Below are 14,497 nucleotides of genomic sequence, written 5' to 3' on the forward strand. Positions count from 1 at the left end.
ATATCGAAAATGAGAGACTCTTTCGAGCCTCTCATTCCGCTGAACGGGTGCAAAATTACAACTTTTTCTATTAACTTCCAAACTTTTAGGCAAAAAACTATCGAAGAAATGCCATTTTCACCTATTTACACTTGCAAAGTCATATAAAACCTTCATTTTTGCTTCACGGCATCCTCAGTAGCATTGGTAGCTGCATCAATGACGTTACCATACTCTACTAACGAGTAGAAGATAAAGCAGAACACGGCGGTACCCGCTAGCATTAAGGGGATATAAGGCCAGATATCGTGAGGGAAAGCTGCCGTAATGGCAACACTACCCAATCCAAAAAGCACAATCAGATGACACCCGATGACAAACGAATGGTGGAATCCCAATACCGTACGCTTCGCCTCTGCTGTCCACCAGCTAGGTGCATTCCCATCGGCCGGCATCTTGACAATATTACGTCTTACCTTATAATAAGTCAGATAGAAATTATAGACAATATATGAGGCATGAACGAAGAAAATCGAGAAAACCCAATCGGACATGACAGTCCAATAGACAACAAGGCCTATGGCAAGTATTGTGAGGTCGCGAATAACAACTCGTCTAGACATATAGTCAGGCCGCATCAGCGAGATATGGCTCCAACCAAAGAGCACGCCGCCAGAATGGAAGTAACTAACCGTAAGTGCCGAGGCAGCCTCTGGCCACGTTGTACGCCAACCAAGCCATGCATGAAGCAGGAAGCCGATGCCGAAGATGGCATAATTGAGTGCCACCAGCGAACGGGAGCGATGGTAGACATCATAGATACGGAAGTCGACATTGTTATGCAACAAGGCGAGGGCAATCAACAAATTGACCACTCCTCCCAGTATCAACACAGTTCGGTATAGTTCGAATTCCATTTACTTGGTCTTAATTTGGTTACAAAGGTAACACTTTTTATTTGAAACAATCTCATTATATGTATCACGGTGTTGAAAAAATACTAAAAAGGTGTGCAAATTAACAAGAATTCACACACCTACCCATAAACTGTATCAGGATTTAGTTTTTGTAGACTTTACTTTGGTCAGGACTCATATACCACCATGTGGAATTGATGGGATTTTGGCCCCAATTATTGAATTGTGGATAAGCATCCCTAATGCAAATACGCTCCAGAGGATACAGGAAGTCGCAGGCGACCATAATACCATGAGGATCTTGTCCTGCTTTCGACAAATAGATATTCTTGTTCTTTGTTTTATTGAAAATATATGGTTTCTCATTATCGGGCTCTTCTGAGAGCTTGAAGTCTTTGTCGACAGTTCTGGTACCAACGACAAACGTATAAGAGTCGCCGTTTTGGGTATTGACAAAGTTCTGAGGCGTTGTGCCAAAGAGTTCGTGCACCTCCTTACTGTCGCTGATAGCACCATAATTGAGGTTCTTCACATAGAGTTCGTCGTGGGCTCCACAGGCAACAATACGATATTCAATGGTGGTCTCGTTCAGGCGCAGAGCCTTGATGACAACGTCGTTCATATCATAGTCGCCCAATTCTGTATCCTCAAAGCAATAGGTAAACACCTGAGGGAAAACGAAAGGAGGTGGCACAATAATGTCCTCAATACCGCCTTCTATCTCAAGAATAATGTCATTAAAGTCGGCATCGGTACCTGACTCCCAGGTAAGCATCATCTTCTTATTAATGTTCAACCAAGCAGCACGGGGGTCATTGGCAGCCAATTTGGAGCTACTGAAATTATAGTTCTTGTCTGTATTGATATGGCCATTGAGACGGCCGTCACCATAAACCTCACCCTGTTTCTTATTGTTGTCAGCAGTGGTCTTGGCACGTATCATAAAACCAATTTTGTAACCCTTGGGGAACATAAAAGATCCAACAGAGCCATTTTCACCAACCTCAGGGGTTCCATCTCCAAAATAGAGGAGCGCAAAAGATCCATGCTTGGCGATGATGTCATCTTCTGTTTTGTCGAAAGACTTTTCAAAAGGAATGGCTTTATATTTCGGAAGAGACATAAAGTAGGCAGCAGCCTCATCATCAGTCATTCTATTAACAGCATCAGCCTTATAATAATAATAGTATAAATCGGAATTCCAGACTTCGTAACCGTACTTCGAGGGGTTATCGCACTTATAGGTGGGAGTTACGATGATTGGCTCATCGCCAGTGGTAATCGGATAAATCTTATCATTAAAGAAATTACTCTCTTTCACAAGATCGATATTACGGTGGCTTCTTCCGTTAGGGAAAATGTCAAACACGATATCTCTGAAAGTAGTCTTAAATTCATCGGAGTAATCAGGCGATATCATCTTCAACCTATCATAGTCATCATCACTCAAATCATAGAGCATCTCACCTTCCACCCAACCACGTTGATTAGCATAGGATTCGATGGCTTTTGCAAGTCTGAATTCTCCTGAAGGCAGGACATAGTCTGCAGATAGAGTACGCGTCCGTGCCGGTTCCTCAACAGAAACGGTATTACCCTTAACTTTCTTATAAACATTACCCTTATCAGTAATAAAGGCAACATAGAAACCAAGATTCTCCTTCGGAGCATCATAACTCATCTTGATAGTGGTCTGACCTTTAACCTCGGCCTCATTCAGCAGTTTTACAGCATCGCGCGTCACATACGAGGGTACATCATCATATACCTCACGAACCTTTACCAATAACTGTACCTTGCTGACAGAGGCATCTGCCAGAATCGTCAATTCACCAGAAGTGGTAGTGCACCAATCTTGATTGGAAGCAAAATCGACACCGAAGACACCTTTTACATTATTATTAATGTCTTCCTCACTTGTCTTGTTCTCGGGATCCTGATACAAATCCACACCCCGAGAACAACTTGCCAATAACATAAGACTTGCTAATGCAAATAATACATTTATTTTCATCGGTTGATTTATTTAGTTTTTTAAATACGGGTGCAAAGGTATACACAAGAAATCACATAAAGTGTGAAAAATACAGCAATCATGTGTAAATTCTCACTAAAAGGTGTGGATTTTGTTCAAATATCCACACTTTTTCGCAAATTTTTAGTACTTTTGCCACCGAATAATATTAACGAGATGAAACTTTTTCAGTTCACAGCCATCGTTATAATGGTTTTACTGGCGATGAAATTACTGATTCTGCCCAGGCGGGCAGTAAGCAGTTATGCAGCAAGCAGATCCCGTTGGCTGATGGTCGGCGGCACGGGGCTACTGGGGACACAGTTCCTGTTGCAATACATGCTGGGGCTACGTGAACTGGGAGTGACACAGGCTGCCATGCTTAATCTGTCATTGTTCGTCCCAAGCTCTTGGATGATGTCATTAGCTGTACTCTTCATACAAAAGGGGCGCATCACCAAAATCGATAAGTACATCGGGCTGATGGCATGGGCGGTGGTTCTGGTACTGCTCTTTGTGGCTGCCATCACTGATAATCGACCATTATTAAGCGACACACCAGAACTGCGATGGGCAGAAATCGCCGGATCAAGCTGCTATCTAGCAATGCAAGGATATTACACATGGCGCCAAATGATAAACCTTCGTGGTATGCGCCAGACTCTGGCCAATTACTACGATAGCGATATGGGCTCTATGCTCAACTGGATGCAGATTAGCATCATCACACTGGGCATCATGGCCATGATGGTTCCACTTCTTATTTTCATTTCCGGTCCTGTACTTGCACTTTTCGGCCTACTGTTCTTTGTCGGCATCTTCTATCTTGTAGACAGTTTCTGCCTCTATACTGTCAGCACTACTGCCGCCCAAATGACGGAAGCAGAACAAAACGAGCAAGAAGTGGAGATGGAGGAAGTCAGCGAAGAGGGAAACAATTCAAATGCTATTTCTGACGATAATCTACAACGAGTGGAACAAGCCGTAAAGAAATGGACTGCAGAAGGAGGACATCTGAGGAACGGCCTCAAATTGCCAAATGCTGCCGAAGAGATGCAAATACCACGTTACCTGCTATCTGTATGGCTGAAACAGTCAGGACGGCATTATAGCGAATGGATCAATGATCTACGTATTGAAGAAGCCAAACACACCATGAATGAACACCCAGACTGGAGCAATGAAGCCATTGCCCAACACTGCGGCTTCAGCGACCGCTGCTATTTCCAAAAGAGATTCAAAGAGAGTACAGGCATGACACCCGCACAATTCATTGCAAACAAGTAGATAGCATCAGGCAATAGCACCAAAAAGCGCTTCCTTTTTCTGTTTTTTCGCAATAGGAGCCAACGTCTTAGCCTTCAATTGGATGATTGAAGAAGTCTCTTTCGGCTTTTGGGGAGCAAGAATCTTCTTATACTCCTCAGGATTCTTCAGCAGACGGACGGCCTCATCCAATTGTCTGTCATGGCCAAGACCCGACTCAATGGCTCCAGCTTGAAAATAGTAGGCTGCGATGATATCTGTCTCAAGAATATGCATGAGCACCGCCTTATGTTTCTCCAAGTCAAATGCCACATTATGGCTCAACTTTGCCTCAAGGCTATCGAAGGCAGCCTTCGATTCCTCATAATAACCCTCAAACTTAGCCGTCTTCACCAAATCGGCAAACTGCTTTTTGCTTACTGGATCATAAGTAAAACCACTCCTGATAACACGCTCCTTGAACTCCTGCCAATCAGCATCCGTCAGATGGAACTCTGCTACAGGGGCGATTGTCGGATGCTTCGCAATGTAGTCGACCACCCAGTCAAACATTACCTCCGTTGAATCCTGCCCGCTGGCAGAGAGGTAGAAAGCAATATTGGGAATCGTATCGGCCTTAACCTCCACATCGGGCTTGATACCACCACCATCTCTCACCTCACGGCCATGACGGGTGTAGAACACCTTCGTCAACGAGTCAGGGATATACTCCCTGTATCCACTGCCGTCATGCTTATAGTTGATGGCCTGGATACAACGTCCGCTAGGAATATAGTATTTCGAGGTCGTTACCTTCATATTCGTATTGTATGGCAGATCGATGGGAATCTGCACCAAACCCTTTCCATACGTGCGCGTACCTAATATTATACCTCTATCCAAGTCCTGGATGGCACCACTGGTAATCTCACTGGCACTAGCCGTCTCACCATTGACAAGCACCACAATCGGCATCACCGTATCCACAGGTTCCACACTGGTCTTATACTCTTTATTCGACTGCTTGAACTTACCACGATTCTCCACCACAGTGATACCCTTTTGTAACCAGATGTTCAGGATATCCACAGCCTCCTGCTCAGAGCCGCCGCCATTGCCTCGCAAGTCCAGGATCAACGAGGTGGCTCCCTGCTTCTTCAGGTCAACGAAAACACGACGCATCTCCTTGGCGCACCCTTCGGTGAACTGATTCAGGTTGATATAGCCAATATTACCTTCACGAATGCCATAGTAGGGCATCTCAGGCAACTTGATATTCCTACGTGTAATCTTAAAGCTCATCAGCTTTCCTGTGGAAGGTCGCATCACCTTCAGCAAGAAGCTCGTGCCAGGCTCTCCACGCAGATGGTCGCTCACATAGCCCACGGGCTTTGTCGTCATCATGGAGTCGTCAATACTCAGAATGACATCACCTTTCTTCAAGCCAGCCTCAGCAGCAGGCATATTGGCATAGGGCTCATCGATTACTACACGATCCAACTTCTGGTGCTTCCTTATAAGGGCTCCAATACCTGCATACTTACCAGTAAGCATCATCCTCAGGTCCTTTGTCTCATCCTGAGCATAATACTCTGTATAGGGGTCCAGACTCCTGAGCATGGCTGTGATACCCACACCAATAGTCTCCTTCGGCTTCAAGGTATCCACATACAGCAATTCCAGATTCTTATACACATTATTGAAGATATCGAGATGTTTGGCCACCTCAAAGTTGTGGTCACTAGTTTTCTGAGCCCGTGCCGTCAGCGACAAGCTCAAGAACATGAACAGCGGTACGATATATCTTTTCATATTTCCCATTTAACTCTTTTACCTTAATTTGCTGCTGCAAAATTACATGATTCTCTCAACAAAACACTCTTTTTACCCGCTTTTTTGCAAAAAATTTAAGATTCCTTGAAATTTTTCGCTTAAAAGTTTGGTAGTTTCAAAAATTCGCCGTACTTTTGCACCCGCTTAACAGCAATACTTGCTTCAGTAGCTCAGTTGGTTAGAGCACCTGACTGTTAATCAGGGGGTCGTTGGTTCAAGCCCATCCTGAAGCGCCTTAGAAAGAGTCCTGTAGGTCAATGACTTACAGGATTTTTCTTTTTTATACATTTCAAAATTGTAGCCAATTTGTAGCCAATTCTGTTTCGTTGTAGCCAATCCGTGTTTCTCCTTTGCAGAATTAACAATCCAAGATCCTGCAAAGAATAATTATTGCGACCGTTGTCAAGTTCTAACGTTGACAAGTTGAAAATCATTAGGGTATTTCAACTGTCAACAACCTTTTTTGATGATTTCTTGCAAAATAATTCTTGCTACGCAGAAAGGCTGCATAGGGCTATTGTACCTTTGCACCCGAAATCCAACGGAAGTATGGGTGAGCGGTCGATACCAGCACATTGCTAACGTGCCGAGCCGCAAGGCTCCGAAGGTTCGAATCCTTCTGCTTCCGCACAAATTGGAGGTTTGGCAGAGTTGGTCTATTGCACTAGTCTTGAAAACTAGAGGGCGGTCAAACGTCCCAAGGGTTCGAATCCCTTAGCCTCCTCTGATGGAACTTTGGCAGACTTGGTGTATGCGCAGGACTGAAAATCCTGAGAACGTGGTTCGACTCCACGAGGTTCCACAAGAATATAATGAGGTGTTCTCCAGCGGCAACGAGAGCTGACTGTAAATCTGTCGCCATTCGGCTTCGTGGGTTCGAGTCCCGCCACCTCAACGATGGGAGCATAGTTCAGTTGGTAGAATGTCGGTCTCCAAAACCGAAGGTCGGAGGTTCGAGCCCTTCTGCTTCTGCTAAATAAATGGAGTTTGTAGCTCAGTAGGTAGAGCACCAGATTGTGGCTCTGGTGGTCACAGGTTCGAAACCTGTCAAACTCCCTACAATGTGAGGATGTCCGAGTGGTTTAAGGGGGCGGTCTGCAAAACCGTCATTCATCGGTTCGAATCCGATTCCTCACTCAATCATTAAAGACTCCGATTTCCCCAAACAGGAAACCGGAGTCCTTCCTTTATCCATAGTTCAGAATGGCTGTTAGCCTTTTCTTAACTCTCGCAAGTACTCTGCCCATCTGCTGAAGTTCAGGTTTCCCCTCTGTCTTTTCTAACATCTTTACTGCCTTCGTGATAAGTTTGAAATCATCAGCTGTCAGAGGCAGTTCAGTGATAGAGTAGTCAGGATCAGCGTACCTGTAGTACTTCTGATCGTAAACCTCTATGGGCGCATTGTATCCGAGTTTGTCAGAACGCATAATCTGAATATCGTTCTGAACTGTTCTAAGAGAGATCCCTTTGCGAATCCCTTCCATATCGTACAGCGCATCAGATACTTCATCAACCAGGTCCTCTATCGTCCATCTTCTGTACCTGTTGCGCAGGCTTCTGTCTATTATCTTGTAACGCAATAATGCGTTTTTGTTTACTGGCATGTTTGTATTTATAATCTAAAGAGTCCATAATCAATTTTTATCGCTATTAAATGGTTCATAATGAAAACTGTGCAGAAAACAATCTACATCTTTCTGCGTATACCAATACTTGTCGCCCTCCCTTGAAAAGCCAAGGTAGCCGTTATCTCTCAACTTCTTGAGATATTTATCCTTAACTCCCAATAATTCCATGATTTCCTTATTGTTGTATATCCTCAAAGGATTTGGAACTATCATTTCTAGAGTCTTTTTCTGTTCAGTTAGGGTCTGCAGAATTTCTTCCAAGATTTCCCTTTCGCTTTGCTTCTTGTTATTGTTCATTCTATTACAATTGTTTTGTTTGGTTCAAATCCGTTTGTCAGATGTTCATTGTAGTATATATATCCCATCTGGTTACATATTATTTTTGTATTGCCTATCATGGTGTCAATGTTGGTATGCGAGTGCCCATAAATCCAGGCATCAATGCGACTGTCGGCAATATAGTTTCCCAGTTCTGTAGCAAAGGCTCCGTTTAGAACGGAACCCATGTGCTGGGCTGCCACCACTGATAATGTCGGAAGATGATGTGTAACCACAACGATATGCTTGGCGGTACTCTCCTTTACTGCTTGTTTCAAGAAAGTCAGGCATTTCTCATGCTCCAGATTGAAATCATCAGGTGTGAAGCGTCTGCCATCATACATTATTTGGCGGAAGTCGTTCATGCCACGCTGAACATGGAACATATCCTGCTCTGGTATTCTCGACCACAGCGTAGTCAGAATGAAGTCCGTATCGTCTATGCGCACCACCTTATTATAATAATAGCCCACATTCTCACGTATCATCCATTGCCAACTGTCGCCACGTGCTGTTACGTCGCCATTGCTGTAGAACTCGTGATTACCAGGTACTAATAGCACTTGCTGGAAGTTCTTTGATGCCCAGTTCCAAAATCGCTTCTGAGGGGCAATGATGTCCCGCAGGTAGAACGTGTCACCTGCGAGCACCAGAACATCGCCCACAACTTCAAACTCATTCGCTTTTATATACCGCGAATTGTCATATAACTCCATATGGAGATCACTCATGTATTGTATTCTCATTGCTCTTAAATATACGTTGTTCATATCAAATCAGTTAATTATTCGTATGGCCTAACAGGCATAAAATACGAGTCGGATAGAATCCTCTGAGCACCATTCATCAGTCAAAAACTCATGGATGAGGGCGATGCCTGCAGCAAATTCCTTCAACCAGATGATTTCGTTCAGTTCTTCCCCCAAGTAATACTCCAGCATTTCTCCCTGGTCAATGTAGTCGTCCTCGTCTTCCTGCTGCTTCTTTTTAGTTTCAATCTTTTTCCCATTGACAGCCGCAAGAATCGTATCGAGTTTCTCTGAGATGCCATAAGAGAGTTGTTTGGAGTGCTCCGTCAGTATAGCCGACTTACATTTCTCCAACTGCTCATCCAAATATGACTGCAGTTCTGTCAAGTAGCACCACGACTTGCCCCATCGCCAGTCTCCGCCAAATACGCCGACATCCTTCTTCGAATCTATTCTTTCCTGAACCTTGTCAAACATCTCTTTCAACTCAGGGCTCAAGTCGTTTGGAAAGCCCCTGTCATTGAATGGCGCATCGTGACCAACCAACAGGTCTCTAACGCATCCTTGGCGTACAAGAGTAAACATACAACCCATCTTCACTCCGCCAATCTCTATGGGGTGATTATCGTCGGGAGAGGGGCCTTCGCCAAAATATCTCCATTCTTTATAATCGAGGGGCACAATTCCTTCAAGCAAATGCCACTGATCCTTTTTCATGAATTCGATAAAAATACTGCTATAAGTTCCCATATTGTTTGTTTTTTGTTAATTCATTACCATTTGTTTACCTCACTTCACTACGATAGTTGTTCTGTGCATACTCAGCAAAGGTGTTGCAATCGTACTGCTTAATCTTCTCTGTGGCAGCGTTGTAGATATCTTCTAGCGTCAAGAAACGCAGATTGGCGAGAGACCCGTCTATTCCCACGTCAAAGCGGAGGTCCATTAACAAAGCATTATAGTCGTCAAGTTTGCCGTGACTATGCCCATGCAGCATTATAGATCCTCGAGGTTTCTGGTTCCATGTCACCATCGGGTAGTGGCACATCACCACGCATAGATCCTCTTTTAGGAACGGTGCCACAGAAGGCTTGAAGCGCATCTCCTTAATCTGATAGACCTCCTTGAAATAGTTCTTGTACGCTCGAATCGAACCATCGTGGTTTCCCTCAATCAGAAACTTCTGCCCAGGCAGTTTCTCCAACAGATGGCGGGCATTCTCACTCTTCAGGAATGTCAAATCACCCAGAATATATACCGTATCACGCTTGTCAACCGTGCTCTTCCAAAGGTCAAGCAACCATTCGTCGTGTGCCACGATATCCACCGTATCCGAAAACGGGCGCTTAGGTGAATGTTTCAATATGTTCGAATGGCCGAAATGCAAGTCGGCTGTAAAATAAATCTTGTTCATTGTTCTATTCTTTTGAATTTTCTACCTATAAGTAGGGATAAATATGAAATGTTACATTGCAGAAGAGAATAGATCTTTCTTTATGTCTCCCCCAGCCTTTAACTGGGAGAGACGAATTACTATTCCATGATATAAGCCTGGCTCATATAGACCTGCTTCACAAGGGCAGTACAGAATTTGTTGAGTTCCTTGTTCAATAGTTTCTGCTCGCTCTTTTCAAGTGCAGTATACAAATTGCCATGCTCCTTGAGGAAGTCTTCGAGTACATCCTTGGAGAACAAACCCATCACCTTGCCGAAGTCCTTGGGGAAGTGCACCTCACCGATATGGCTCACCACGTTTGCCAGACGGTTCTCAGTGACGTAGGTTTCACCCTCGACAATCAGGGCCTTCAATTCATCACTATAAGGCACTGGCTCGACAAAGAGCTTGGTACGGCGCTTGGCGCTCTTCCGCTCTGCGAACCGCTCGTTCTTACTCTTGATAAGCACTCGAGAGCCGTTCCTTAGATACATTGGAGTGACAGGACGGATAACGATACCCTCGCAGATGTTGTCCTCGATAGCAGGAAGTTCAAGCCACTCGGCAATCTTGCTTTGGAAAGCGTTAGGCTGCTTCAGGCACTCGGCCAAAGTCCCTCTGAAGAGAGTCTTGGCATAAAAGAAACCACAGGTCTCAAAGATCTCGTTAACCTCATCAACAGGGAGGAACCTTCCACCCTCCTCAGTGAAGAGGTAGATGTCGAAGCCATAAAACTCATGGTCAGGAGTATAACAGACACCTCTTTGGATTAGGCCGACTTTCTGTTTTGCTTTAACCCCATCATGAGGATAAAGACCGCCGAACATCTCACCGAATACGGAGATGTGAGTTACCTCTGGATACTTAGCCTTGATGTCACCGAAGAGTTTCAGCACTCTGTCCCTGTATCTCTCGAGCAACTCAGGGTAGTCATAGAACTGCTCTCCGTCCTCCAGCATCGACGTACGCTTGGCAAACCTCACGGTCTCACCATCGCAGAGGAAGCTGGTGTTGGCACCATGTACCTTCTCCTGTACCACATATTCCAAATCCTGTGGCATCTCTGCCACTACGTGCTCCATAAACTCACGGCTAAAGGAGTTCTCGATAGAGCTGTACTTCTTGAATTCTAACATTTTCTTTTTCTTCTTTTGTGCGCATCGCGGCGCGGTTAATACTGTTGTGATTAGCGTATGCCCAGCTGCTAAGGCCGTGGAGAAGTACGGGAAATGGACACACAAATAACGAAAAAACCGTTGGAAAGTTTGGTAAACTCTTTCCAACGGTCTCGCTATCTTCTATGCTCTGATGGTCGGCTGCATCTATGCCGTCCGGTCAGATTCTCTATCTAATGATGTTCGTTGGAAATTTGGCGTGTACCAGTCACGTGCTGCAATACTCATCGAGTCGTTCGTATGAACATAGCAGAAGCCTCCAAAGCTCTCTTTGCCCTGGAGTGGTAACAGTGTTGATATGTTCATTCTTTGTTGCAGCATTGCTCTTAATTTACATAAATTTGAAAAACGGCGGCAAAAATATACATTTTTTCACAAACCACCAAACTTTTTCGTATCTTTTTTGCATTTTTAGTCAATTTCACCCAAGAAAGATTGGATATTTCGCATAATCTTAGTATTTTTGCACCCGAAAGCATCAAGAGCAGTCATCTTCGGATGGACTCGCCAACCGAGCAAAACGTAGCCACGGTGGTTAGTACGATGCGGAAGCAATAGTATTCACTTCAAAACAAAACGTTATGCAACAGCACATTTATTACATCAAGTTTGCTCTGCGCTTCGCAGATATGCAGATTCTCGAGTTAGTAACAGTATTCAACGCTCACGTGCAAAGCCGAAACTGGTCTAGTATGCGTTCTTATCATGATAAGGCGTTAGTGGATGAGTTCCTACAGAGAGGCATCGACGTATCATCAGTTTATGATGGCAAGGTTCTCTCCTTCGCCCATCCAGTCAAGTATGACCTACCCGACAACAAATTAATAGCCATCGGGTAACCCTATTCAATACACTCTGTCCCTGCCGTCTGCTCTTGGCTGTGGCAGAATTTACAATTATTATCCCTTGAATACTGTACTACGATGATATTCTAAATATTTTGCGCGAGAATCATTTATGGGCAGGAATTGAAATAATTGATTCTCCTTTATACCTATGCGTTCTTTCACTTGGCGTGACAGCCAATTGGAAATTGTTACTCGCTTGTCAACTGTGAAAGTGATATAACCTCGATCAAACAATTTGTCATATAGTGGTGAAAGTATGAAGCCATTGTTGGGATCTATACGTTCCTGAGAGTCAGAGACCGCCCAAGGCTTAATGTGGCTAGCAATTAACAAAGACTCTTCGTTAATCATGGTGATAGGACAAAACGGGCATTCTTCCAGTAATTTCCTGCGGTATTCATCCTGACCTTCACGGCTATATCTTATTTGAGGTCTTGGTTCTACATAATCTTCTCGCACACCATAGAAAGGATCTTCATTTTCCTGTTTAATTGTCCCGTAGTTTTCGATAAACGCTTTACGTTTCTCTATTTCTTCAAAATCAGCAAACAATTTCAGATAGAACATTGGTTGCCCGTTGTAATCAAGACGCATAGCAGAAATATAAGATACTAATGGCAGGGATATCTCACGTATCAGCTTATAGACTTTATCTGTTGAATTGACATATCCTCGCGAACCTGTAATTTGCGATTGTTCTTTGACCGTGAAAACAACAATGCCTGATGGCAGCGCGTTAATCTTCTCCATTCGTTCTGACCACAACATCCGCATTTCATCTTTTCCTCTGTATTCTTGTGAGGGAGTTAAGTATTCTGATTTAATGGCCAGCATATAGGCTTGTAAGTCTTGACGAAGCACAAAACATGTAGCTGTAAATCCAATCTCTCCAAAGAAACTCTCCATTTTGTCACGAGATCCTACATACAGCTTTGCTTCACCATTACCATCACCCAATTTGTTTTTGGGCATTACCCAACTATCAGCAACGGTAATGGGCGTTTCGAAAGTATCTTCAAACTTAAAGTTCTCCCCCTCAATAATCATAATTGAATTCCGTATTTAGTAATGTCCATCTGTTTCAAAATAGCAATCAGCACATCGACAACTATACTATTGCCTGCCTGTTGGTACATAGAGGTGTCCGAAACGACAATCTTGAATGTATCTTTGAAGCCCATCAGACGCAAACATTCCCTTGGAGTCAACTTACGGATACGCCCTTTATGAGTAACATAGTTGTCTACGCCAGCCCTATGCATTTTGTGCATGGATTGCAGTAGCGGACGAGCTACATCTAGATCTGTTTCTGTCGAAGTTTTAAAGTTTTTGGTACCTCCTGCCAACACATAGCGTGCCACCTTATCCGACAAATAATACTTTTCTTCCACATCGTGTACATCGAAAACGAATTCATCAAAAGCCTCGTCGGTAGGTGTCAATTCAGAATCTGGATGATACACAAAGTCACCATGCCAATTAAATTGCTGATTACGTTTCTGGCAAAGTTGAATTTCTCCATTTATCTGAGTGTAGAACTTGTCATGGTTCTTATGGCTGGTCACAAACTTGATACCTTTCTCCTTAAGAAAATACTTAGTGTCAATATAGTCTTCTAAAAAATCGTACATCTTATATTCTAACTCAATCGGTGCGGGGAACTCAAACTTCGTCTTTTTCTTGAAGCCAAGACAATAAACGCGTTCACGATGCTGTGGTATGCCATAATCACAACTGTTCAACACACGGAACTTTACGTCGTATCCCAATTCATTGAAGATGTCGTACATTACATGCCAGGTACGTCCTTTATCGTGATTAAGCAATCCACGTACATTTTCAAACAAGAACACCTTCGGCTGCGTTTCTTTTACCACACGGGCAAACTCATAAAACAACGTTCCACGAGCATCTTCAAAACCAAGGCGGTGACCCACCATAGAGAATGCTTGACAGGGCGCACCACCGATGACGAAATCTACATTTCCCTTATATCGGCGGGCATCGAAGTTGCGTATATCAGTAAACCAATCTTCCTCTTTAATGTCATAGTTTGCAAAATAGCTTTCCTTACATTTGGGTTCGATATCGCCAGCAAACATAATCCGATGCTTTAGCCCAAGGCGCTGGAAAGCGTGTTCAATAGCACCTATACCACTGAACACAGTCCCTATCCTAACAATGTTTCTTGGTTGAGAGAATTGTAAATCCTTCCACGATGGTCCTTCTGAAATCGGTGTTTGTGGTATCTGCTTTTTGTATTCCAGTGCCAACGCACGATCTTTTACGATGCGCTTTACTTCGTCTATCTTCTCTGAACTTTCGTTGATATCCTTTACTACTGTTGACATAAAAA

At 43.8% G+C, this 14,497-nt stretch carries 13 protein-coding genes, 8 tRNA genes and 1 riboswitch; of the genes, 10 read left to right on the top strand and 11 right to left on the bottom strand.

What is annotated here, in order from left to right; translation table 11 throughout:
* Positions 1-152 precede the first annotated feature (152 nt).
* Both BMY16_RS06915 and BMY16_RS06920 read right to left on the bottom strand, forming a co-directional pair.
* Positions 153-896 carry a hypothetical protein gene (locus BMY16_RS06915; RefSeq protein ID WP_091841184.1) on the bottom strand — a complete coding sequence of 248 codons (744 nt, stop codon included), beginning with the start codon at positions 894-896 and terminating at the stop codon, positions 153-155.
* A gap of 142 nt (positions 897-1,038) precedes the next feature.
* Positions 1,039-2,847, bottom strand: coding sequence for a DUF4842 domain-containing protein (locus BMY16_RS06920; RefSeq protein WP_170836034.1), 1,809 nt, complete (start codon positions 2,845-2,847; stop codon positions 1,039-1,041).
* Positions 2,848-2,973: 126 nt separating this feature from the next.
* On the opposite strand from BMY16_RS06920, the gene BMY16_RS06925 reads away from it, so the two are divergent.
* Positions 2,974-4,197 carry a helix-turn-helix domain-containing protein gene (locus BMY16_RS06925; RefSeq protein WP_091841187.1) on the top strand — a complete coding sequence of 408 codons (1,224 nt, stop codon included), beginning with the start codon at positions 2,974-2,976 and terminating at the stop codon, positions 4,195-4,197.
* A gap of 6 nt (positions 4,198-4,203) precedes the next feature.
* Here the strand turns inward: BMY16_RS06925 and BMY16_RS06930 are convergent, their stop codons facing one another.
* Positions 4,204-5,967 carry a S41 family peptidase gene (locus BMY16_RS06930; protein WP_091841489.1) on the bottom strand — a complete coding sequence of 588 codons (1,764 nt, stop codon included), beginning with the start codon at positions 5,965-5,967 and terminating at the stop codon, positions 4,204-4,206.
* A 180-nt stretch (positions 5,968-6,147) separates the two neighbouring features.
* Between BMY16_RS06930 and BMY16_RS06935 the strand changes: the two genes are divergently transcribed.
* The 8 genes from BMY16_RS06935 to BMY16_RS06970 all read left to right on the top strand — a co-directional run bounded on the left by BMY16_RS06935 (position 6,148) and on the right by BMY16_RS06970 (position 7,125).
* A tRNA-Asn gene (locus BMY16_RS06935) sits at positions 6,148-6,221 on the top strand.
* Between the two features lie 310 nt (positions 6,222-6,531).
* Positions 6,532-6,616 (top strand) — tRNA-Ser (locus BMY16_RS06940).
* A gap of 8 nt (positions 6,617-6,624) precedes the next feature.
* Positions 6,625-6,712: transfer RNA gene (locus tag BMY16_RS06945), tRNA-Ser, on the top strand.
* Between the two features lie 5 nt (positions 6,713-6,717).
* Positions 6,718-6,790: transfer RNA gene (locus BMY16_RS06950), tRNA-Phe, on the top strand.
* 11 nt (positions 6,791-6,801) lie between these two features.
* Positions 6,802-6,883, top strand: a tRNA-Tyr gene (locus tag BMY16_RS06955).
* 4 nt (positions 6,884-6,887) lie between these two features.
* Positions 6,888-6,960, top strand: a tRNA-Trp gene (locus BMY16_RS06960).
* A gap of 11 nt (positions 6,961-6,971) precedes the next feature.
* Positions 6,972-7,044 (top strand) — tRNA-His (locus tag BMY16_RS06965).
* A 7-nt stretch (positions 7,045-7,051) separates the two neighbouring features.
* Positions 7,052-7,125 (top strand) — tRNA-Cys (locus BMY16_RS06970).
* 50 nt (positions 7,126-7,175) lie between these two features.
* Here the strand turns inward: BMY16_RS06970 and BMY16_RS06975 are convergent.
* The 6 genes from BMY16_RS06975 to BMY16_RS07000 form a co-directional block, all read right to left on the bottom strand.
* Positions 7,176-7,592 carry a hypothetical protein gene (locus tag BMY16_RS06975; protein ID WP_028902991.1) on the bottom strand — a complete coding sequence of 139 codons (417 nt, stop codon included), beginning with the start codon at positions 7,590-7,592 and terminating at the stop codon, positions 7,176-7,178.
* A 30-nt stretch (positions 7,593-7,622) separates the two neighbouring features.
* Complete coding sequence (locus BMY16_RS06980; RefSeq protein ID WP_028912141.1) at positions 7,623-7,913, bottom strand: MerR family transcriptional regulator; 291 nt, start codon at positions 7,911-7,913, stop codon at positions 7,623-7,625.
* On the bottom strand, positions 7,910-8,680 hold the full coding sequence (locus tag BMY16_RS06985; RefSeq protein ID WP_028902989.1) for a metallophosphoesterase: 771 nt from the start codon (positions 8,678-8,680) through the stop codon (positions 7,910-7,912). Before BMY16_RS06985 ends, BMY16_RS06980 begins: the two co-directional genes overlap by 4 nt.
* A gap of 51 nt (positions 8,681-8,731) precedes the next feature.
* Positions 8,732-9,400 (bottom strand): hypothetical protein, encoded by a 669-nt coding sequence (locus tag BMY16_RS06990; protein WP_139207156.1) that lies wholly within the window; start codon positions 9,398-9,400, stop codon positions 8,732-8,734.
* 67 nt (positions 9,401-9,467) lie between these two features.
* Positions 9,468-10,097: a metallophosphoesterase gene (locus BMY16_RS06995; RefSeq protein WP_091841191.1), complete on the bottom strand. Its 630-nt coding sequence runs from the start codon at positions 10,095-10,097 to the stop codon at positions 9,468-9,470.
* Positions 10,098-10,216: 119 nt separating this feature from the next.
* Positions 10,217-11,254 carry an RNA ligase, Rnl2 family gene (locus BMY16_RS07000; protein ID WP_091841193.1) on the bottom strand — a complete coding sequence of 346 codons (1,038 nt, stop codon included), beginning with the start codon at positions 11,252-11,254 and terminating at the stop codon, positions 10,217-10,219.
* Between the two features lie 509 nt (positions 11,255-11,763).
* A riboswitch (SAM-I-IV-variant riboswitch) is annotated at positions 11,764-11,877 on the top strand.
* Between the two features lie 108 nt (positions 11,878-11,985).
* Between BMY16_RS07000 and BMY16_RS15465 the strand changes: the two genes are divergently transcribed.
* On the top strand, positions 11,986-12,132 hold the full coding sequence (locus BMY16_RS15465) for a hypothetical protein (protein WP_170836035.1): 147 nt from the start codon (positions 11,986-11,988) through the stop codon (positions 12,130-12,132).
* Between the two features lie 60 nt (positions 12,133-12,192).
* Here the strand turns inward: BMY16_RS15465 and BMY16_RS07010 are convergent, their stop codons facing one another.
* Positions 12,193-13,188: an HNH endonuclease gene (locus tag BMY16_RS07010; RefSeq protein ID WP_091841196.1), complete on the bottom strand. Its 996-nt coding sequence runs from the start codon at positions 13,186-13,188 to the stop codon at positions 12,193-12,195.
* Positions 13,185-14,492, bottom strand: coding sequence for a DNA cytosine methyltransferase (locus BMY16_RS07015; RefSeq protein ID WP_091841197.1), 1,308 nt, complete (start codon positions 14,490-14,492; stop codon positions 13,185-13,187). The genes BMY16_RS07010 and BMY16_RS07015 overlap by 4 nt, the downstream gene beginning before the upstream one ends.
* Between the last annotated feature and the right edge of the window lie 5 nt (positions 14,493-14,497).

It is taken from the genome of Prevotella sp. ne3005, assembly GCF_900110085.1.
In the GTDB taxonomy this organism is placed as follows: Bacteria; Bacteroidota; Bacteroidia; order Bacteroidales; family Bacteroidaceae; genus Prevotella.